Here is a 20980-nt window from a genome sequence, read left to right as displayed (position 1 = left end):
TTCCGCACCCGTCCGATGCCTGTCAGACCACCAGAACGGGGATGTCAGACAGCCCTGTCACCTTGTGCGAAACACTGCCGAGCAGATAACCCTCGACCGAGCCCATGCCGCGGCTGCCGATCACGATCAGGTCGTTCTCGTGTTCCTTGGCGAATTTGACAATGGTGCGCGAGGTCGGGCCGGATGTGACGAAGGCACGAACCTCGCCAAAGCCAGCCTCGACGGCGTGTTTCTTGGCATACTCGGCGACCTCCGTGGCGTGGGCCGACATGATGTCGTCGAGATTGCCTGGATCACTGGGCCGCACCATCGACAGCGACGCCTCGAGCATCGAGTGGTGGCGGTAGACCGTCAGGATGGTCAAAGCCGCGTCGGTGAGGCGGGCCATTTCGATTGCCTTGTCGAGCGCTTTCTTCGCGTTGGGCGAGCCGTCGAAGGGCACGAGAATCGATTTGAACATGCTGTTCTCCTCGGGGTTATTTCGCGAAGGCCAGGTCGCGCAGGAAAAGCGCGATCTGCGGGAAGTAGATCAGCGCCACGGCGACCGAGAGCAGGATGAAGATGAAGGGCGGCGTGCCGCGGATCACCTCCCAATACGGCCGCTTGAATACCGCGATAGCGGTAAAGATGTCACAGCCAAAGGGCGGCGTGGCCGAGCCGATGGCGACCTGAAGCGTGATGATCGTGCCCACCAGCACCGGATCGAGGCCCACGGAGTCCACCACCGGCGCAAAAATCGGCACCATCACGAGGATCACCACGATCGGATCGACAAACATGCAGCCGATGAAAAAGGCGATGGAGATGACAAAGAGCACGCCGATCTGTCCCATCTGGTCGATGCCTATGGACCCGAGGATTTCCTGCGGAATCTGGGCAAAGGAAATCACCCATGAAAACGCCGCCCCGACACCCACGAGAATGAACACCACCGCCGTGATCAGCCCGGTGGATTTCGCCGTGTCGTAGACGCCCGAGAGGTCGAGCGAGCGAAACACCAGCACTTCGAGGATGAGCGCGTAGAGCACGCAGGCTGCCGCCGCCTCTGTCGGGCTGAAGATGCCGCCATAGATGCCGCCGATGATGATCAGCGGAAAGCCCAGCGGCCAGAGCGCGTGCTGAATGGCACGGGCGCGGTCCGGCCAGCTTGTCTTGTCCTCGGTGGGCACGTTGTGGCGCACCGCGTAGAGCCACGAATAGAACGAGAAGAGCACGAGGATCAGCAGCCCCGGCCCGATGCCCGCGATGAACAGCTCGGCAATCGAGGTGTTGGATACGACGCCGTAGATGATCATCCCGATGGAGGGCGGGATCAGGAACGCGATGTCCGACGAGTTGACGATCAGCGCGAGGATGAAACTGTCGTTATAGCCGGCCTTCTGCATCCGGGGCCGCAGCGGCGAGCCGATGGCGACCACCGTCGCCTGGGTCGAGCCCGAGACCGCGCCGAACATCGTGCAGGCCGCCGCCGTCGAGACCGCGAGCCCCCCCTTGAGGTGGCCCACGAAGGCCATCACGAGGTCGATCAGCCGCCCCGCCGATTGCCCGCGCGTCATGATGTCGGCGGCAAAGATGAACATCGGTACCGCGATCAGCGAGGCGGGGCGGATACCCGCCATGATCTGTTGAATCATCGTCTCAAGCTGACCAAAGCCGCCGAACAGCGTGTAGAAGCCCACGAAGGCCCCGACGATGAGCGGGATCATCATCGGAAAGCCGAGGAGAAGCAGGACGATCATGATCGAGAAAATCGTGACAGCCATGGCTCAGACCTCCATCTCGTTGTCGTCATATCCCTCAAGCACGGCGGTCGAGAGGTAGATATCCTTGGACAGGATGTTCTTGATGGCCGTGAGCAGGTATTGCAGCCCGGTCATGAAGAAGCCGACGGGCACCCAGACGAGGGTGATCCATACGGGGATTTGCAGCGAAGGCAGGACACGGCCGCGCCCCGCCTGCGTTAGGATGTAATTGAAGGAGTAATAACAAAGCCCCAGCATGAACACCGCCGTCACCAGCGCGATCACGATCATCATGAATTTGCGCGCCTTGGGCGGCAGCGCGTCGTAGATTGCCGACATGCGGATGTGCCGGCCCTGGCGTGCGGCATAACTGATACCCGCGAAGGTGATCAGGATGATCAGGATGCGGTTAAGTTCTTCGGAAAAGAAGATGCTGTTCTGAAAGACGAAACGCCCCACCACGTTGGCGACGGTATTGGCCGCCATGAGAAGAACGCCGACCGCAAGCATGATCGCCTCGACGCGCGCAATCAGGTTGTCGATGGTGCCGAGGAACCCGGGCAGCGTCGAGACATATGCCTCTGACGGCTGCGCACCTCGGCTATTGCGTTCCGGCGGTGACGCGCCGTCCGTTTCAGGCTTGTCGTTCACGGCTGACCCTCCCCGTGAATATCAATTGTAAAATATGGGTGCGGGGGCGGCGGGATGCGGGCCGCCCCCGATGTGGTGCCGGTGTTATTCGGTCACGGCCTCGAGGTCGGCCTTCATCTGGTCAAGGATCTTCTTGCCGCTCTCACCGGTCATTTCGATGAAGCGGTCTTCGACCTGTTTGCCAGCCTCGATGAACGGCTGACGCTGCTCTTTGCTGAGCACGTTGATTTCGATCTCGGGCTTGGCGTCCTTGATTTTCTTGATGCTCTCTTCGTGCAGCCCTTTCTGGTAGTCGATGATGTGATCGAACGCCACGTCGATCGCATCCTGCACGACCTGTTGCTCCCCGTCCGAGAGGCCGTCATAGAAGTTCTGATTGGCCATAACGGCGGTGGTAAAGTTGTTGTGGCCCAGACAGGTGATGACCTCGGACACCTCATACATGTTGGCGGACCAGTTCCAGAACATCGGGTTTTCCTGCCCCTGAATGATGCCGGTCTGGAGCGCGCCGTAAACCTCGCCCCACGGCAGCGGCGTGGGTGTCGCACCAAACGCCTGATAGCTTTCGACAAGCAGCGGGTTGGTCATCACGCGCACCTTGACCTCGTTTAGGTCTGCGGGTTCGGTCACCGGTTCCTGCGTGGTCACACAGACCTCGCCCTCTGGGAACATGGCCAGCAGCTCCAGCCCTTGCTCAGCATAAAGCTCGGGAAACATTTCGTTGACCGCCTTCGAGGTGCGGAAAAATTCACCGAGCGCCTGGGTGTCCTGCGGCAGCAGGTAGGGGACGAAAAAGACCTGCGCCTCGGGGATGAGCGAGCCGGTGAAACCCGGGCTCTGATCGACGAACTGCAGGATGCCGGCCTGCGCCTGTTCCATCGTATCGGCGGATTCACCGAGCGTGCCATAGGGGAAGAGTTGCACCTGGTGGTCGGAATTGGCCTCGACCTCTTCCTTGAATTTCTGGGCAAAGACGCCCTGCACGTCCTCAAGCGCCTCCTCAAAGGCGTATCGCCATGTATCGGCGGTCGCGGCGGTCGCGCCGAGGGCCAGAATACTGGTAGTGGCGAGCGCCGTGAATGTGCGTTTGACGAATGGTGTCATAATTTTCTCCCTGCAGTTAACCTACCCTTCGAGCCTGTCTCGAACTGATCCACATGTCAAATGAGTCCGGTAAGCCATTGTTAAAATTAACAATACACTGGTTATTGAGCGAGAGTCACGCACGCCGTTCTCGACCTGTTTCAACGCGCGCGCGCGTCGAGGAACGGCTGTAGGGCGGTGCAGGTGGCGGTGGGGTTGGTGTCGGGGAAAAAATGGCCGCCGGGGACCGCCTGTGCCTGCATATGGCGGCATTTCGGGGCCCACGCGGCGGGCACGTCGTAGTGCCGGGCCATCGCGCCCTGCGCACCGTAAAGGACCAGCGTGGGACAGGCGATGCAGGCGTCCGCATCGGCGCTGTCATCGGCCATGTCACGGGCGAGCGTGGCGCGATAATCGTTGCACATGCCCCGGATGGTGTCGGGGTCGCGCCACGCCGCGCGGTATTGCGCCAGTTGATCCGCATCGAAATCCGCGAGCTGCGCGCCGCCCCACCCCAGAAGACAGGCGTGAAAGAACGCGTCCGGGTCGGCCTCTATCATGCGGTCGGGGAACGGGTATGGCTGGGCAAGAAAGAACCAGTGGTAATAGGACTGCGCCACCGGCCAGCGCAGATCGGACAGCAGGGTGTGCGTTGGGATGATGTCCATCAGCACAAGGCTGAGCACGCGGTGGCCCGCATCGAGCGCGAGCCGGTGGGCTACCCGTGCACCCCGGTCATGGCCGATGAGGTCAAAGCGGTCATGACCGAGGCTGTCCATGAGACCCGCCATCTCGCGCGCCATCGCGCGGAAGCTGTAGGCGTCCAGACTGCCGGGCTTGGCCGAGGCGCCATATCCCGGCAGGTCAGGGCAGATCACGGTGTGGCTCCGCGCCAGTTCCGGTGCGATATGCGCCCACATGGCGCGAGTCTGCGGAAACCCGTGCAAAAGCAGCAGCGGCGGCCCCTCGCCGCCCATGCTGTAGCCAAGGTTATCGGTCTGGTGATCGGTGAAGCCCGGGATCATCTCGCCAGCGCGTCAAGCACACGTGCCCAGCTTCGGATACCCTTGTGAAAGCTCGTCACGTTGTACTTCTCGTTGGGCGAGTGGATCGCGTCATCCTCTTGCGCAAAGCCGATCAGCATGGCGTCGAGCCCGAGGATCTCCTTGAAGAACCCCGCGACCGGGATCGAGCCGCCCATGCCTGTGAGTACCGCCTCGCGATTCCATTCATCCGACAGCGCTTGCCGCGCGGCCTCGAATTCGGGGCGGTTGGTGTTCATCACCACCGCAGGAGAGCCTTCGAGGTCCTGGTCCCAGCTGATTTTCGCGTCCGGCGACAGCCGGTCCTCCACATGCTTGCGAATTTTCCGGCGCAGCGTGTCGGGGTCCATATCCCCCACGAGGCGACAGGTGAGCTTGCAGTGCGCCTTGCTTGGGATCACCGTCTTGGTGCCCGCGCCCTGGTAGCCGCCCCAGAGCCCGTTGATTTCCAGCGTCGGACGCGCCCATTGCTGCACCAGCGTGGAATAGCCCGCCTCGCCATGTGGCTGCGTCATGCCCACCGAGGAGAGGTATTCCTCCTCGTCGAAACCGCAGTCTTCCCATTGGCGCAGCAGCTCGCCCGGCACCTCGTGCACGCCCTCGTAAAAGCCCTCGACCGCGACGCGGCCCTGATCGTCGTGGAACGACGCGATGATGCGCGAGATTTCCCGCAACGGGTTGAGTGCGGGGCCGCCGTAATGGCCGGAATGCAGGTCGATGGTGGGGCCCTGGATGGTAAATTCGTCCTTCAACATACCCCGAAGCTGCGACGCGATCGACGGCACGCCGGGCGCCACCATAGAGGTATCGCAAATCAGCGCGAGATCGGCGGAAAGCTCGTCCGCGTTCTCGCGCAGGAAGGGGATGAGCGAGGGCGAGCCAGATTCTTCCTCGCCCTCGAAGAAAAAAGTGATCCGGCAGGGCAACGTGCCGTTGACCGCCTGCCAGGCACGGCACGCCTCGACAAAGGTCATGAGCTGCCCCTTGTCATCCGAGGCACCGCGCGCGCGGATCACGCGGCCCTGATCGGTGTCCTGGATTTCGGGGGCGAAGGGATCGCTGTGCCACAGATCGAGCGGGTCCACGGGCTGCACGTCGTAATGGCCGTAGAACAGCAGGTGCGGCCCGTCGCCCTCGACATGGCCTACCACCATCGGACGGCCCGGGGTGGCGCGCTTTTCCGCCTTTACGCCAAGGCTTTGCAGGTCGGCCACGAGCCAGTCGGCGGCGGCCTCGCAATCGCCCGCATGGGCCGGGTCGGTCGAGATCGAGGGGATGCGCAGAAGCCCCGTGAGCCGGTCGAGCGCCGCGTCGAGAGAGGTGTCGATATGCGCAAGCGTCGCGGGTAGGGTCATGGGCCGGGCCTTTCGGACTGTTTTATTCTGTGATCAGCGGCGAGGGTAACAGGCGCGGCGGCGCTGTCCAGACGCTTGACCCATGTCAATGTGAGGGGTCGCGGCGTTTTGTAGCCTGTTCTCATCCGGGTGATACGGTATACAAGCCCCCGGAAATTGACTAGATAATGGGCATAGGGGCGAAGCACCCACGGCTCTCGAAGGGAAGGACATGCCAGTGGATTACGTGGCCAAGCTGGATCAGGCAATCGCGCGTCTGCACGAGGAGGGGCGCTATCGCACCTTTATCGACATCGAACGCGAGAACGGCAATTTCCCGCATGCCACGTGGTGCAGGCCCGACGGGTCGGACCAACCGATCACCGTCTGGTGCGGCAATGACTATCTCGGCATGGGGCAGCATCCGGTGGTGCTCGAGGCGATGCACGAGGCGATCGACGCCACCGGTGCCGGGTCTGGCGGCACGCGCAATATCAGCGGCACCACCGTCTATCACAAGCGGCTGGAGGCGGAACTGGCCGATCTGCACGGCAAGGAGGCGGCGCTGCTGTTCACCTCGGCCTATATCGCCAATGACGCGACGCTGAGCACCCTGCCCAAGCTGTTTCCCGGCCTCATCATCTATTCCGACGCGCTCAACCATGCGAGCATGATCGAGGGCGTGCGCCGCAACGGGGGCGCCAAACGCATCTTCCGGCACAATGATGTGGCGCATCTGCGCGAGTTGATGTCCGCCGACGACCCCGCCGCGCCCAAGCTCATCGCCTTCGAATCGGTCTACTCGATGGATGGCGATTTCGGCCCCATCGAGGCGATCTGCGATCTGGCGGATGAATTCGGCGCGCTGACCTATATCGACGAGGTGCACGCGGTGGGCATGTATGGCCCGCGCGGCGCAGGGATTTGCGAGCGCGACCGCCTGATGCACCGGCTCGACATCATCAACGGCACGCTGGCCAAGGCCTATGGCGTGATGGGCGGCTATATCGCCGCGAGCGCCAAGATGTGCGACGCGGTGCGCTCCTACGCGCCGGGCTTTATCTTCTCGACCTCGCTCGCCCCGGCACTCGCGGCGGGGGCGCGGGCCTCGGTCGCCTTTCTCAAGACCGCCGAGGGGCAAAAGCTGCGCGAGCGTCACCAGACGCAGGCCAAGATCCTCAAGACCCGGCTCAAGGGGCTGGGCCTGCCGATCATCGACCACGGCAGCCATATCGTGCCGGTGATCGTGGGCGACCCGGTGCATACCAAGGCGCTCTCGGACATGCTGCTCGACGGCTACGGCATCTACGTGCAGCCGATCAATTTCCCCACCGTGCCGCGCGGCACCGAACGGCTGCGCTTTACACCATCGCCGGTGCATGGTCCCCGCGAGATGGATGCGCTGGTGCGCGGAATGGATGCACTATGGAGCCAATGTGCGCTGAATCGCGCCGAATGCGCCGGGTGAAGCACGCAGACGTGCAATGCCGCTTGCCTTGTGTTAACGTGTCCTAAACAAAAGGTTGTAAGCCGAATCGTAGATATCGGTTCCTAGGCAGGGACATGCAAGAGGCTCGTGGCACATGATAGGCCGCCGTCGGACGCTCGACACGAACACCGAAGAGGCCGATATCCGCGGTTTCGACGCCTATGACCTGCGTCTAGGCGACCTGATGCGCGGCGAACGCGCCACCCTTGGAAAATCGCTTCTGGATGTCGAGCGCGAGTTACGCATCCGCGCCAATTACGTGGCCGCCATCGAGAATGCCGACCCCTCCGTTTTCGACACACCCGGGTTCATCCCCGGTTACGTGCGCTCCTACGCGCGCTATCTCGGCATGAACCCTGACCGCGCCTTTGCCGCGTTCTGCACTGAATCGGGATTTTCCATCGCGCATGGCATGTCCGAACAGGCGTCGTCACGCTACCGGCCCGCCGCGCCCCGGAAGGAACCAAAGTCCAGACCTGCGGCGGGCGATTCCCTGTCGGGCATAGGCACACCCTTCGCCCCCGCGCGCGAAAGCGTGCTGTCGCGGATCGAGCCGGGCGCCATCGGCTCGGCCTTGGTCCTGGTGGCGCTCATCGGGGCCATCGGCTATGGCGGCTGGAGCGTGCTTCGGCAGGTGCAGCAGGTCCGGCTCTCGCCAGTAGAGAACACGCCGCTGGTGCTTGCCGAACTCGATCCACTGGACCAAGCGGTAGACACGGACGCGGCCCCGAGCGGATTCGAGGCCCCGCGCGAGGACCGGCTGACACGGCTCTATCGGCCCAGCCCGCTCGAGGTGCCGGTGATGGTCGCGCGCGACGCCCCGATCTCGATGCTCGACCCGAGCAAGGTGGGCACGCTGAGCCCCGCCCCGCCCGAGGCCGACCGCGACAGCGCCATCGAACGCGCCCTGCTCGCGGCACAGCAGACGACCGATGATGCCCCGGCGGTGGTGCCAAAGGTGGTGGAAGGCGCGCCCGACAAGGTTCAGGTCGTCGCCGTGCGCCCGGCCTGGGTGCGCGTGCGCGCCGCCGACGGCAGCGTGATCTACGAGGGAATCATGAACGCGGGCGACACCTACGAGGTGCCCGGCACCGAGGAGCCGCCGACCATCCGCGTGGGCGAATCCGGCGCAGTCTATTTCGCCGTGAACGGCGATCATTACGGCCCCGCAGGCCCGCGCGGTGCGGTAACCGCGAACTTGGCGCTGGCCCCCAATGCGCTGACCGAGCGCTACGCGCTCGCCGACCCGGACTCGGACAACGACCTGATGCGCGTCGTCGCAGAGCTGCCCCAAGAACCGCAGCAATAGCCCCGGTTGTCCCGACAGGCCCGGCAGGCTATCTGGACCGGGAGAGCATCCCAACCCAACGGGGCCAGCCATGACGCACAATCCCATCCGCCCGTGGCGCAACATCGAGCGTCGCCAATCCCGCCGGATCATGGTCGGTTCGGTCCCGGTGGGCGGCGGGGCACCGATCACCGTGCAGACCATGACCAACACGCCCACCACCGACGTGGCCGCCACCGTCGCGCAGGTGCAGGCCGCCGCCGAGGCGGGGGCCGACATCGTGCGCGTCTCGGTGCCTGACGCGCCATCGTCGCGGGCACTGCGCGAGATCGTGCGCGAAAGCCCGGTGCCAATCGTCGCGGACATCCATTTCCACTACAAGCGCGGCATCGAGGCGGCGGAGGCGGGCGCGGCCTGCCTGCGCATCAACCCCGGCAATATCGGCGACGAGCGGCGCGTGCGCGAGGTGATCGCTGCGGCACGCGATAACGGCTGTTCGATGCGGATCGGGGTCAACGCGGGATCGCTGGAAAAGCACCTTCTGGACAAGTATGGCGAGCCCTGCCCCGACGCGATGGTGGAATCCGGCCTCGACCATATCCGCATTCTCGAGGACAACGATTTCTTTGATTTCAAGATCAGCGTGAAGGCGTCCGACGTGTTCATGGCCGTCGCCGCCTACACGCAATTGGCCGACGCGACCGACGCGCCGCTGCATCTCGGCATCACCGAGGCGGGCGGGCTCATGTCCGGCACGATCAAGAGCGCGATCGGGTTGGGCAACCTGCTCTGGGCCGGAATCGGCGACACGATCCGCGTAAGCCTGTCGGCCGACCCGGTCGAAGAGGTGCGCGTCGGCTATGACATCCTCAAGTCGCTGGGACTGCGGCACCGGGGCGTCAATATCATCTCCTGCCCGTCCTGCGCGCGGCAGGGCTTCGACGTGATCGCCACGGTATCCGAACTGGAAGAGAGGCTGGCGCATGTCAAGACGCCGATGAGCCTCAGCATCATCGGCTGCGTGGTCAACGGCCCCGGCGAGGCGCTGATGACCGACGTTGGATTTACCGGCGGCGGCGCGGGGCACGGCATGGTCTATCTCGCGGGCAAGGCAAGCCACAAGATGTCGAACGACGCGATGATCGCGCATATCGTCGAAGAGGTCGAGAAACGCGCCGCCGAGATCGACGCGAGCGCAGCGCAGGCGGCGGAATAAGGCCGGAAAAACCGGGGCATCCTAGCCTGGCATGGATGGGACGCCCACGGTTTGACCGCGCGGGAGAATGCCTGCTCACACGCCCCCGCACCCCAACCCAACAGCCGGACCCGGCGGCGCTTACCGCGTCTCGTCCTGTCCGGTGTCGCCGTCGTCCCCCGCCGCGTTCTCGGTCTCCGGATCGTACCCGGCCTCACCGTCTTCGAGCAGGGTAACGTGGGTGCTGTCGGTCTCGGGATCGTAGGCGAGGCCGTAATTGCTGTGCCCATCCTCGCGCACACGATGCCATTCGTGCCACGCAGCATAGGCAAAGATCGCGATGAACGGCGCAAGCAGGACCAAGGCGAACGCGCTGGTGGGCATGGTTACCTCCCCGAGCGGCACGGGGCGAGCGGTATGGTGCGTGTTACCCTCACGCGTTGGCTTCGCGGATCTTCTCGGCGGCGGTCTTGTCGTAGGCCACGCCGCTCTTGTCGAGAAGCTGGTCGAGCTCCCCCGACAGCGTCATCTCGGTCACGATGTCGCAGCCGCCCACGAACTCTCCCTTGACGTAGAGTTGCGGGATCGTGGGCCACTCGGAGTAATCCTTGATCCCCTGGCGGATGCCCTCGTCGGCAAGCACGTTCACGTCGGCGAAATCGACGCCCATGAAATTGAGCACCCCCGCCACGCGGCTGGAAAAGCCGCATTGCGGCATGTCCTTGGTGCCCTTCATGAACAGCACCACGTCAGAGGTGCTCACGGTTTCCTGGATGCGGGTCTTGGCGTCGGTCATTTTTTGCGGTCCTTGGGTATGAAGAGTTTCGCGTAGGTCTGCGGATCGCGGGAGATGCGATAGGTCATGGATTGCCCGCCGCTCACCCCGGAGGAATAGTGCGATTCGATGATGCTGTCGCCGGATCCCGGCTCGGTGCCGCGCCCGGCTCTGCGCCCGCTCGCGCGCTCTTGGCGCAGGACCTGCGCGGCGCGCAGCACGGCAAGCAACAGGACGAGACCTGACAGCACCGTGATGATCGCCGCGCCCGACATCAGCCGGGGGCCTTGGTGGTCAGCGCGAGCGCATGGATCGCGCCATCGGGGCCATCCATCCTGCCCTTGAGAGCGGCATAAACGAGACGTTGCTGCTGCACGCGGTTCAACCCGCGAAAGCTCTCGTCGATGACCTCGGCGGCGAAATGCACGCCGTCATCGCCCTCGACGGTGATGCGGGCATCTGGCAGCGCCTCGCGGATAAGCGCCTCGAGATCGGAAGCGAGAAGGGCCATCGGCTTGTCTCCCTTGTGTCCTCTGCCGCAGATGTAGACCGCCGGGGGGCCGCGTGCAAGGGACCCTCAGATTTCCTCGCCCTTCTTCAGAAGCTCGTCGATCAACGCACGCTGCAACCCGCCACTGTCGCCACCGCCATATAGCAGCCCGCCCGAGGAATAGAGCGTGCCAAAGCTCTGCGCGAGGTTCACGACCTGCCCGATCCCCGAGATGAGCTGATCCTTCTTCAGGGCCGCCAGCGGGTGGATATAGGCCGACCACAGGATCTCCTTGGCGATGGCATAGCGGGCGTCGAGCGCGCTGTCGAAATTGGCCTGCATCATGCGCGTCATCTGCTCGGGCGTGACATCGGCGCTGCGCGCGACCGGGGTGATGGCGCGCATCCGGTCGGCGCTCTCATCCGTGACGACGAGCACCTGCACATCGTCGATGATCAATTGCCAGACCGCGCCGCCCCTCTGCGCCCCGGGGTCGAGCGCGCGGATGATCGCATCGAGCCGGTCGAGGGTCATGGCCGGCTCGGTTGCCGCGTCCGGCGGCGTGCCGGTCGCAGGCGGTTCCTCGGGCGCGGTCTCCTGCGCAAGGAGCGCGATCGGCAACATCAGCAGGGCGGCGAGCAGCGTCAGGCGGGGCATGGCGTGTCCTTCATCCGGGCTGGCCCCAGCCTGCCACAGGGGCCGGGACCGCGCCACGGCCCTCGCCGAAACGTGAAGGGGCCACCCGTCAACGTGACCGACCTGCCCGAACGCAAAAGCCCCCGCCGGGGCGAGGGCCTTTGAAAAATAATGGCAGCAGTGGCGCGGTTGACGGGGCTCGAACCCGCGACCTCCGGCGTGACAGGCCGGCACTCTAACCAACTGAGCTACAACCGCCCGCTGCCTGCCCGGTCGCCCGGGCGTGACGCGCTTCTAAGCGCCGCCCGGGCCCGCGTCAAGCAGCTTTGGCTCGCGAAATCGCAGTTTTCACGGCAGACGCCGACCGGGCATGGAATGGTGGGTGATGAGAGACTCGAACTCCCGACATCTTCGGTGTAAACGAAGCGCTCTACCAACTGAGCTAATCACCCTGCCCGCGCCTGATAGCCAAGCGCCCGCCCGCGCACAAGGGGCTTGTCGACACGAGGCCCACACCGGCGCCTTACAACGGCCAGAACACCAAAAGCAGCGGCATCGCGACGAGCACGACAAGCCCCTCGAGCGGCAGGCCCAGCCGCCAGTAATCCCCGAACCGAAACCCGCCCGGCCCCAGGATCATGGTGTTGTTCTGGTGCCCCACCGGCGTCAGGAATGCGCAGGAGGCCCCGATCGCCACCGCCATCAGAAAGCTGTCTGGATTGGCGCCCAGCGTCGCGGAAATGCCCAGCGCGACGGGGCACAGGACGGCGGCGGTGGCGGCGTTGTTCATCACGTCGGACAGGAACATCGTGGTCACCAGCACCACCGCCAGCGCGATCACCGGATTGCCCTGCGACACGGTCCCGACCAGGAACCGCGCCAGCAAATCGGCGGCGCCGGTGCTCTGCATCGCGCCCGCCACCGGGATCAGCGCAGCCAGCAGCACGATCACCGGCCAGTCGATCGCGGTATAAACCTGCCGAAGCGGCACCGTGCGCAGCACCATCGAGGCCAGCACCCCCAACGCAAATGCTGCCGCCGAAGGCAACAGCCCCAGCGTCACCAACGCGATCGCCGAAACCATGATCGCTCCGGCCATGATTGCCATGCGCTTGTCGGGAATGCGCAGGTCGCGCGCGCCCAGCGGCACGCAGCCGGTCTCCTTGACGAAGCCGGTCACGGCCTCCGCCGCGCCCTGCACGAGCAACAGATCGCCGGATTTGAGCTTCAGCGTCCGCAGCCGCGTGCGCGGCGGGTGGCCCTCGCGCGACACCGCCAGCAGGTTGAGCCCGTGGCGCGTGCGCAGCCGCAGATCGCGGGCAGATCGCCCGACGATGGTCGCACCCGGCAGCACCGCCAGTTCGCGCAGCACGATCTGACCATCACCGTCGCGCGCCCGATCCTCCTCCGCGTCCTCCTCCTCCTCGGTGTCCGCGCCCTCCGCGTCCTCCGCCGCCCCGTCAGGGCCTGCTTGTTCCTCTCCGTCCTCCACCACCTGCGCCGCCGCCGCCTCCGCATCTTCGAGCGAGATGCCAAACACCGACACCGCCTCGCCCAGAGCCTCGACATCGGCCTCCAGCACCAGCACATCGCCCGCGCGGATGCGCCGCCCGCCATGCGGCGCGGTCAGGCGCACGCCGTTGCGCACCAGCCCGACCACCTGCGCGTCGCTGTCCTCGATCTCGCGCTCAAAACCGCGCAGCGTGAGGCCCACGGCCTTGCTGTCGTCGGGCACCGTCAATTCGGTGAAATACGCCCCCGTATCGAACCCCTCCCCCGCCACGGATTGGCGCTCCGGCACCAGCCGCCAACCGAGCAAGGTGACAAAGACGACGCCCGCCCCCGCCACGGCCACCCCGACCGGTGCAAAATCGAACATGGCGAACTGTCCCAGCCCCGCCTCCTCGCGAAAGCCCGAGACGATCAGGTTGGGGGGCGTGCCGATCAGCGTGGTCATGCCCCCCAGGATCGTGCCAAAGGCCAGCGGCATCAGCACCTGCCCGGGCGTCAGGTCCAGTCGGTCCGACAATTGCATCGCCACCGGCATCAGGAGGGCCATCGCGCCCACATTGTTCATCACCCCCGACAGCGCCGCCCCCAGCCCGACCAGCGCGCCCATGCTGGCCAGCCGCCCGGCATCGCGCGGCAACAACCCGCGCGCCAGCCAGTCCACCGCGCCGGTGGTCTGCAACCCGTGGCTCAGGATCAGCACGCAGGCCACGGTGATCACCGCCGGATGCCCGAACCCGGCAAAGGCCGCGCCCGCGGGCACCAGCCCGGCGATCACACAGGCCATCAGCGCGGCCAGCGCCACCACGTCATGGCGCAGCCTGCCCCACATGAACAGCCCGAGCGTAGCCGCGAGGATCGACAGAATGAGCACCTGTTCGAGTGTCACGGCACCGGCCTTTCAGACGGGGGCGCGCGCTCAGCGCGCCGAACGCTTGCCGAACTCGCTCTCCAGAAGCGCCCGTATCTTACGGCCGCCGCCGCGCAGCGCGGCCTCCACATCCGCATCGGAATGCCTGATCGAGTGGGGCTGCATCCCCTCGGGGCGCGCCTCGATGGTGCACAGGATGTCATCGCCACCCCCCTTGGCCGCGTTCACGTCGGCCAGGTGGACCTCGACCCGCGTCAGGCGCTCTACCAGATGCCCCAGCGCCGCGGTGACGATGCCCTCGGCGATCTCCGCCAGCCTGTCATCGCCCTGAATATGCGAGTCGGTGTTGAGTTGGAATTGCATGCCGGACCTCCCTGGAGTGTGATGGATGTGCCGTGACCCGGGCCACGATACCTCTGGGTACCCGAAATCACCGCCCCGAACCACCGCAAACGCGCCAGCCGCCAGCCTGTCACCACTATAGGGAAAATGGTGGGTGATAAGAGATTCGAACTCCTGACATCTTCGATGTGAACGAAGCGCTCTACCACTGAGCTAATCACCCGTGCGCGGCTATTTAGCGTCACTTCCGGGGGTCTGCAACCACCTCTTTCGCATCTTTGTCATCCGCCGTTCCGGCCTCCGCGCTGCGGGCGGCATTCTGCCGGATGCGGGCGATGATGACACGACCATTGGCCATCTGCTTGGTGCGGTTGATCTTGACCTTGCCCATCGGCGCGAGGTTGAGCTCGCGCCCCTCGGCGAGCGCCTCGCCGATGAGCGCCAGCGCCGCCTCGAGCACCGGCTTGGCATATTTCTTCTTCACGTCCGAGCGCGCGACCACCTGCGCCAGCAATTCCTGCCGCTTGAGATCGGGCAGCACCGGCTCGGGCGCGGTCTCCGCCACCACCACCGGCTTCGGCGCGGCGGCCGCGGGCTTGGCCGGGGCCTCGCTGCTCTTGCGCGATGTGGTCGCTGCCTTTGGTGCGCCGCTTTGCGGGCCTGCCTTCGTTGCCATGAAACGCCTCGATCCTGTGCTCAAATTGGTGCTTTTGCAGCAACAGCCTAACGCCCCAACGACGACAATTCCACCCAACAGTTGACCTTGCGAGCGCTGAAACTCTATCGTTGACAGCGTCGCAAAATCATACTGGGGAACAAAGTCTTGAAGAATCTTGCTTGCGCCATCGCGTGTGCCACCACGTTCGCCGCCTCGCCCCTGCTTGCCGGGGCACTCAGCGACCCGGTGGTCGAACCCGAGGTCATCATCGCGGATACAACCGACAACTCGCAGGATGTCGGACAGCTCATCATCCCGCTGATGCTGCTGATGATCATCGTCGGGATGGGTTACGGCCACTGACACCGCGCGCATCGTCGAGACGGTGATCGGTTGGGGCGATGCCCTCCTTCACCGTTTCTCGACCAGCGCTCGGCAAGGTGTGCACACGCACCGCGCCTGAAGCGGCGGCGCGCGTTGCAACGTCCCACGTCGCCCGAACGCCTATTCCCTGATCGCAAATACAGAACGGCGCGGGGCTGCCCCCGCGCCGTTCCTGCTTTCGGCCAGGTGCACCGCGTCAGTGCGCCACCGAGCCCCGCGCCTCGTCATCGCCGGATTTGAGCGCGGCCTCGGCGACGGCGGCCTCGTGGGCATCCTGATCCCAGTCCACCGGCTCGGGCTGCCGTACCAGCGCCAGCTTGAGCACGTCGCGCACGTGATCGACGGGGATGATCTCCAGCCCCTCCTTCACGTTGTCGGGGATCTCGGTCAGGTCCTTCTCGTTGTCGCGCGGAATGAGCACCGTCTTGATCCCCCCCCGCAGCGCCGCGAGCAGTTTCTCCTTCAGCCCCCCGATGGGCAGCGCGTTGCCGCGCAGCGTGACCTCGCCGGTCATGGCGATGTCCTTGCGGATCGGGATGCCCGTGAGCACCGATACGATGGAGGTGACCATCGCAAGACCCGCCGAGGGCCCGTCCTTGGGCGTCGCCCCTTCGGGTACGTGGACGTGGATGTCCCATTTCTCGAACTTGGGCGGCTTGATGCCCAATTCCGGTGCCACGGAGCGCACATACGAAGAAGCCGCGTCGATCGATTCCTTCATCACGTCGCCCAGGGTGCCGGTGGTCTTCATCCGGCCCTTGCCCGGCAGGCGCAGCGCCTCGATGTTCAGAAGCTCACCGCCGACGGAGGTATAGGCGAGGCCCGTGACCACGCCGACCTGATCGCTCTCCTCTGCCAGACCGAACTTGAACTTCCGCACGCCCAGGAAATCGGCAAGGTTCTCGGACGTCACGCTGATCGTCTTGTACTCGCCCTTGATGATGCGCGTCACGGCCTTGCGAGCGATCTTGGCGATCTCGCGTTCGAGGTTCCGCACACCCGCCTCACGGGTGTAATAGCGGACAATATCGGTCAGCGCCGCGTCGGTCAGCTCGAACTCGCCCTTCTTCAGGCCGTTGTTCTTGATCTGCTTCTGCAACAGGTGCTGCTTGGCGATCTCGCGCTTTTCGTCCTCGGTATAGCCCGCCAGCGGAATGATCTCCATCCGGTCCAGAAGCGGCGACGGCATGTTGTAGCTGTTGGCCGTGGTCAGGAACATCACGTTCGAGAGGTCGTATTCCACCTCGAGATAGTGATCGACAAAGGTCGAGTTCTGCTCCGGGTCCAGAACCTCCAGCATCGCGCTCGCCGGGTCGCCCCGGAAATCCTGCCCCATCTTGTCAATCTCGTCGAGCAGGATGAGCGGGTTGGTGGTCTTGGCCTTCTTCAGCGACTGGATGATCTTGCCGGGCATCGAGCCGATATACGTCCGGCGGTGGCCGCGGATCTCGCTCTCGTCGCGCACCCCGCCCAGGCTGATGCGGATGAACTCGCGCCCCGTCGCGCGCGCCACCGACTTGCCCAGCGAGGTCTTGCCCACGCCCGGCGGGCCCACGAGGCACATGATCGGCCCCTTGAGCTTTTTCGAACGCTGCTGCACCGCGAGGTATTCGACGATCCGCTCCTTGACCTTGTCCAGCCCGTAGTGATCGGCGTCCAGCACCTCCTGCGCGCGGTTCAGGTCCTTCTTGACCCGGCTCTTGGTGCCCCACGGGATCGACAGCATCCAGTCGAGGTAATTGCGCACCACCGTCGCCTCGGCGCTCATCGGGCTCATGTTCTTGAGCTTCTTGAGCTCGGCCTCGGCCTTTTCGCGCGCTTCCTCGCTGAGCTTGGTCTCGTTGATGCGCGCTTCCAGCTCGGCGATCTCGCCCTCGCCGTCCTCACCGTCGCCCAGCTCCTTCTGAATGGCCTTCATCTGCTCATTCAGGTAATATTCGCGCTGCGTGCGCTCCATCTGGCTCTTGACGCGGGTCTTGATCTTCTTCTCGACCTGCAACACGCTCATCTCGCCCTGCATCAGGCCATAGACCTTCTCCAGCCGCTCGCTCACGCTCAGCGTCTCCAGAAGCTCCTGCTTGCGCTCGACATCAAGGCCCAGATGCCCCGACACCAGATCGGCGAGCCGCGCCGAATCCTCGGCCTCGCTCACCGCCGCCAGCGCCTCGTCGGGGATGTTCTTGCGGATCTTGGCGTAGCGCGCGAATTCCTCGGCCACCGTGTGCAACAATGCCTGCGTGGTCGTCGGATCGCCCGGCATCTCGTCGATAAGCTCGGCACGGGCGGCAAAGAATTCCTCCTGCCCGAGAAACTCGAGAATACGCACCCGCCGCACGCCCTCGACCAGCACCTTCACGGTGCCGTCGGGCAGCTTCAGCAGTTGCAGCACATTGGCCAGCACACCGACGCGAAAGATGCCGTCCTCGGCGGGGTCGTCGTCGGCGGGGTCGATCTGGCTCGACAGCAGGATCTGCTTGTCGTCAGACATTACCTCTTCCAGCGCGCGCACCGATTTCTCGCGCCCGACAAAGAGCGGCACGATCATGTGCGGGAACACCACGATATCTCGCAGCGGCAGCACCGGGTAAGAGGCGTTGAGTTGGTCTGTCATGCTCGGTTTCCTGTCTCTGGCAAGAGGGCCTGCCCCGACTCGGCGGCAGCGAGGGCCCTCTCCGTTGCGTTACCCCTCATTTGGGGCGTGCACCCGCGGGTTTCAACGAATTGGCGCGCAGAATGCCTCGACAGGCCCCGCCGCACAAGGCCGCATCGGTCGCGCCATGTCGAATTGCCGCGCCATCCGCCGGGCTGCCGCCGTCACAGCGGCGCAATATCGCCCTCCGCCCGCGCGGCGTGAAACTCCGTCTCCCACGCTGCAAATCGCCCCCCGGTGATCGCCGCGCGCATCCCTGCCATCAATTCCTGGTAATAATGCAGATTGTGCCAGGTCAGCAGCATCCCCGCGATCATCTCGCCCGAACGATAGACATGGTGCAGGTAGGCGCGCGAATAGCCGCGGCAGGCGGGGCAGGTGCAGTCCTCGTCCAGCGGGCGGGGATCGTCGGCGTGCCGCGCGTTCTTGAGGTTGACCTGCCCCCGGCGCGTCCACGCCTGCCCCGTCCGGCCCGAACGCGACGGCAGCACGCAATCCATCATGTCCACCCCGCGCTTTACCGCGCCGACGATATCGTCGGGCTTGCCCACCCCCATCAGGTAGCGCGGGCGGTCCTCCGGCAGCATGCCGGGCGCGTAATCGAGGCATTCGAACATCGCCTCCTGCCCCTCGCCCACCGCCAACCCGCCGATGGCATACCCGTCAAAGCCGATCGCACGCAGCGCCTCCGCGCTCTCCTCGCGCAGATCCCGCTCCAGCCCGCCCTGTTGAATCCCGAACAGCGCATGACCGGGCCGGTCGCCAAACGCCTCGCGCGACCGCGCCGCCCAGCGCATCGACAGCCGCATGCTCTCGGCCAGCCGCGCGCGGTCGGCGGGCAGTGCCGGGCACTCGTCGAACGCCATCACGATGTCCGAACCCAGGAGCGCCTGAATCTCCATCGACCGTTCCGGGCTCAATTCATGGCGCGACCCGTCCACATGGCTGCGAAATGTGACCCCCGCTTCGGTCAGCTTGCGCAGCCCCGACAGGCTCATCACCTGGAATCCACCCGAATCCGTCAGGATCGGCCCGTCCCAGTTCATGAACCGGTGAAGTCCCCCCAGCCGCGCCACCCGTTCCGCCCCGGGCCGCAGCATCAGGTGATACGTGTTGCCCAGCAGGATATCCGCACCGGTGGCGCGTACGCTTTCGGGCAGCATCCCCTTCACGGTGCCGGCGGTGCCCACCGGCATGAAGGCGGGCGTGGCAATGTCGCCACGCGTCGTGCGGATGACGCCCGCGCGCGCCAAACCGTCGGTTGCCATGAGTGAATAGTTGAATGATGCTGACATACCGCTTCCCGTAACAGAGCGGCACCATATCCGACGAATCCGCGACCATGACAAGGAGGCCGCGCCCATGAGCGACACGCCCACACCACCCCAGCCGCTGCAATTCGGCTGGGAGGAATGGATATCGCTGCCCGATCTTGGCGTGCCCGCACTGAAGGCCAAGGTCGATACCGGCGCGCGCACTTCGGCGCTCCATGCCTTCGATATCGAGACCTTCGGCCCCTCCTCGAAACCCAAGGTGCGCTTCACCGTCCACCCGATCCCGGGGCGCGACGATCTCGTGATCCCCTGCTCCGCACCGATCCTCGACCGGCGCGAGGTGGCCTCTTCCAACGGCGAGCGCGAATTGCGCTACGTGATCCAGAGCGTGCTCGCGGTGAACGGCGATAGCTGGCCCATAGAGATCACCCTCACCAACCGCTCCACCATGACCAGCCGGATGCTGCTCGGGCGGCAGGCGCTCAAGGATCACATCTCCATCGTCGCCACCGACCGCTTCCTGCAGCCCGAGCTCAGCTATGATGTTTACCACACGTCGAAAATGCGCGCCGTCCAGCCCAAGCGCGCCCTGCGCATCGCCGTGCTCAGCCGCGAGAACAATTATTCCACCCGCCGTCTGGTCGAGGAAGGCGAGGCGCGCGGCCACACCGTAGAGGTGATCGACACCACCCGCTGCTACATGGCGATCAACGCGCTCGCGCCCGAGGTGCATTACGACGGCAAGCGCCTGCCGCGCTACGACGCCGTGATCCCGCGTATCGGCGCCTCCGTCACCGCCTATGGCGCCGCCGTGATCCGACAGTTCGAGACGATCGGCACCTTCTGCGCCAACACCTCCGCGGGTATCATCGCCAGCCGCGACAAGCTCTACGCCCACCAGTTGATGGCGCGCGCGCAGGTCGGCATGCCCAACACCGCCTTCGCCGCCTCGCCCAAGGATACCGGCAACCTGATCGGCCTCGTCGGCACCGCGCCGCTGATCGTCAAGCTGCTGGAATCGACGCAAGGCAAGGGCGTGGTGTTGGCCGAGACGAAAAAGGCCGCCGAATCGGTGATCGACGCCTTCCGCGGCCTCAAGGCCAATTTCCTCGTGCAGGATTTCGTGCGCGAAGCGGCGGGCGAGGATATCCGCTGCCTCGTGATCGGCGGCAAGGTCGTGGCCTCGATGAAACGCACCGGGGCCGAGGGCGATTTCCGCTCCAACCTGCATCGCGGCGGATCGGCCAAATCGGTGCGAATCACCAAGGCCGAGCGCGAGACCGCGATCCGCGCCGCCCGCGTGTTCGATCTCAACATGGCGGGCGTGGACCTCCTGCGCTCAGAAACCGGGCCCAAGGTGCTCGAGGTCAACTCCTCTCCCGGCTTCGAGGGGATCGAGACCTCGACCGGCAAGAACATCACCGGCGCGCTCTATGAGATGATCGAGACGCGGGTGCGCCCCGCCCCGGTCCGGCGGCGCAAGACCACCGCACGGTGATCCCCCTCGAACCGTGCGGTTCGTGCGTCGAACCGTGCGGTTCGCCCTCTGGACGCGGGCGGGGTTAA

The 20980-nt window shown here is 65.0% G+C and carries 21 protein-coding genes and 3 tRNA genes; 5 read left to right on the top strand and 19 right to left on the bottom strand.

Annotation, left to right across the window (positions count from 1 at the left end):
* Positions 1-22: 22 nt before the first annotated feature.
* The 6 genes from CRJ03_RS11615 to CRJ03_RS11590 all read right to left on the bottom strand — a co-directional run bounded on the left by CRJ03_RS11615 (position 23) and on the right by CRJ03_RS11590 (position 5874).
* A complete protein-coding gene (locus CRJ03_RS11615; RefSeq protein WP_104019023.1) occupies positions 23-460 on the bottom strand; it encodes a universal stress protein in 438 nt (145 codons plus the stop codon).
* Positions 461-476: 16 nt separating this feature from the next.
* Positions 477-1763 (bottom strand): TRAP transporter large permease, encoded by a 1287-nt coding sequence (locus tag CRJ03_RS11610; protein ID WP_104019022.1) that lies wholly within the window; start codon positions 1761-1763, stop codon positions 477-479.
* Positions 1764-1766: 3 nt separating this feature from the next.
* Positions 1767-2306: a TRAP transporter small permease gene (locus CRJ03_RS11605; protein WP_240611658.1), complete on the bottom strand. Its 540-nt coding sequence runs from the start codon at positions 2304-2306 to the stop codon at positions 1767-1769.
* A 171-nt stretch (positions 2307-2477) separates the two neighbouring features.
* Positions 2478-3497, bottom strand: a complete 1020-nt coding sequence (locus tag CRJ03_RS11600; protein WP_104019020.1) for a TRAP transporter substrate-binding protein — start codon at positions 3495-3497, stop codon at positions 2478-2480.
* Positions 3498-3637: 140 nt separating this feature from the next.
* A complete protein-coding gene (locus CRJ03_RS11595; RefSeq protein ID WP_104019019.1) occupies positions 3638-4501 on the bottom strand; it encodes an alpha/beta fold hydrolase in 864 nt (287 codons plus the stop codon).
* Complete coding sequence (locus tag CRJ03_RS11590; RefSeq protein WP_104019018.1) at positions 4498-5874, bottom strand: M20/M25/M40 family metallo-hydrolase; 1377 nt, start codon at positions 5872-5874, stop codon at positions 4498-4500. The genes CRJ03_RS11595 and CRJ03_RS11590 overlap by 4 nt, the downstream gene beginning before the upstream one ends.
* Before the next feature lie 217 nt (positions 5875-6091).
* Between CRJ03_RS11590 and hemA the strand changes: the two genes are divergently transcribed.
* The 3 genes from hemA (at position 6092) to ispG (ending at position 9846) form a co-directional block, all read left to right on the top strand.
* Positions 6092-7321, top strand: a complete 1230-nt coding sequence (gene hemA / locus CRJ03_RS11585) for a 5-aminolevulinate synthase (RefSeq protein WP_104019017.1) — start codon at positions 6092-6094, stop codon at positions 7319-7321.
* Positions 7322-7436: 115 nt separating this feature from the next.
* Positions 7437-8651 (top strand): helix-turn-helix domain-containing protein, encoded by a 1215-nt coding sequence (locus CRJ03_RS11580; RefSeq protein WP_104019016.1) that lies wholly within the window; start codon positions 7437-7439, stop codon positions 8649-8651.
* A gap of 70 nt (positions 8652-8721) precedes the next feature.
* Positions 8722-9846 (top strand): flavodoxin-dependent (E)-4-hydroxy-3-methylbut-2-enyl-diphosphate synthase, encoded by a 1125-nt coding sequence (gene ispG, locus CRJ03_RS11575; protein WP_104019015.1) that lies wholly within the window; start codon positions 8722-8724, stop codon positions 9844-9846.
* A 120-nt stretch (positions 9847-9966) separates the two neighbouring features.
* Here the strand turns inward: ispG and CRJ03_RS11570 are convergent, their stop codons facing one another.
* The 11 genes from CRJ03_RS11570 to CRJ03_RS11520 form a co-directional block, all read right to left on the bottom strand.
* Complete coding sequence (locus tag CRJ03_RS11570) at positions 9967-10209, bottom strand: hypothetical protein (protein WP_104019014.1); 243 nt, start codon at positions 10207-10209, stop codon at positions 9967-9969.
* Positions 10210-10258: 49 nt separating this feature from the next.
* A complete protein-coding gene (grxD, locus tag CRJ03_RS11565) occupies positions 10259-10621 on the bottom strand; it encodes a Grx4 family monothiol glutaredoxin (protein WP_104019013.1) in 363 nt (120 codons plus the stop codon).
* A complete protein-coding gene (locus CRJ03_RS11560) occupies positions 10618-10875 on the bottom strand; it encodes a hypothetical protein (RefSeq protein ID WP_104019012.1) in 258 nt (85 codons plus the stop codon). Before CRJ03_RS11560 ends, grxD begins: the two co-directional genes overlap by 4 nt.
* Complete coding sequence (locus tag CRJ03_RS11555) at positions 10875-11111, bottom strand: BolA family protein (RefSeq protein WP_104019011.1); 237 nt, start codon at positions 11109-11111, stop codon at positions 10875-10877. The genes CRJ03_RS11560 and CRJ03_RS11555 overlap by 1 nt, the downstream gene beginning before the upstream one ends.
* 66 nt (positions 11112-11177) lie before the next feature.
* On the bottom strand, positions 11178-11747 hold the full coding sequence (locus CRJ03_RS11550) for a type III secretion system chaperone (protein ID WP_104019010.1): 570 nt from the start codon (positions 11745-11747) through the stop codon (positions 11178-11180).
* Between the two features lie 160 nt (positions 11748-11907).
* Positions 11908-11984 (bottom strand) — tRNA-Asp (locus CRJ03_RS11545).
* A 118-nt stretch (positions 11985-12102) separates the two neighbouring features.
* Positions 12103-12178, bottom strand: a tRNA-Val gene (locus tag CRJ03_RS11540).
* A 71-nt stretch (positions 12179-12249) separates the two neighbouring features.
* Positions 12250-14124 carry an SLC13 family permease gene (locus tag CRJ03_RS11535; RefSeq protein WP_104019009.1) on the bottom strand — a complete coding sequence of 625 codons (1875 nt, stop codon included), beginning with the start codon at positions 14122-14124 and terminating at the stop codon, positions 12250-12252.
* 30 nt (positions 14125-14154) lie between these two features.
* Positions 14155-14469: a hypothetical protein gene (locus CRJ03_RS11530; protein WP_104019008.1), complete on the bottom strand. Its 315-nt coding sequence runs from the start codon at positions 14467-14469 to the stop codon at positions 14155-14157.
* A gap of 127 nt (positions 14470-14596) precedes the next feature.
* Positions 14597-14671 (bottom strand) — tRNA-Val (locus CRJ03_RS11525).
* An 18-nt stretch (positions 14672-14689) separates the two neighbouring features.
* Positions 14690-15124, bottom strand: a complete 435-nt coding sequence (locus tag CRJ03_RS11520; RefSeq protein WP_104019007.1) for an HU family DNA-binding protein — start codon at positions 15122-15124, stop codon at positions 14690-14692.
* A 147-nt stretch (positions 15125-15271) separates the two neighbouring features.
* On the opposite strand from CRJ03_RS11520, the gene CRJ03_RS11515 reads away from it, so the two are divergent.
* Positions 15272-15469 carry a hypothetical protein gene (locus CRJ03_RS11515; RefSeq protein ID WP_104019006.1) on the top strand — a complete coding sequence of 66 codons (198 nt, stop codon included), beginning with the start codon at positions 15272-15274 and terminating at the stop codon, positions 15467-15469.
* A 217-nt stretch (positions 15470-15686) separates the two neighbouring features.
* Here CRJ03_RS11515 and lon read toward each other — a convergent pair whose 3' ends face one another.
* A complete protein-coding gene (lon, locus tag CRJ03_RS11510) occupies positions 15687-18101 on the bottom strand; it encodes an endopeptidase La (RefSeq protein ID WP_104019005.1) in 2415 nt (804 codons plus the stop codon).
* A 203-nt stretch (positions 18102-18304) separates the two neighbouring features.
* Positions 18305-19435 carry a tRNA guanosine(34) transglycosylase Tgt gene (gene tgt, locus CRJ03_RS11505; protein ID WP_104019004.1) on the bottom strand — a complete coding sequence of 377 codons (1131 nt, stop codon included), beginning with the start codon at positions 19433-19435 and terminating at the stop codon, positions 18305-18307.
* A gap of 67 nt (positions 19436-19502) precedes the next feature.
* Here tgt and rimK point away from each other — a divergent pair, with 67 nt between their 5' ends.
* A complete protein-coding gene (rimK, locus tag CRJ03_RS11500) occupies positions 19503-20912 on the top strand; it encodes a 30S ribosomal protein S6--L-glutamate ligase (RefSeq protein WP_104019003.1) in 1410 nt (469 codons plus the stop codon).
* Positions 20913-20980: the final 68 nt, after the last annotated feature.

The organism is Roseovarius nitratireducens, assembly GCF_002925845.1.
Classification (GTDB): Bacteria; Pseudomonadota; Alphaproteobacteria; order Rhodobacterales; family Rhodobacteraceae; genus Roseovarius; species Roseovarius nitratireducens.
The sequence above is the reverse complement of the archived record's forward strand: the minus strand, read 5'-3'. Positions and strand labels throughout refer to the sequence as shown.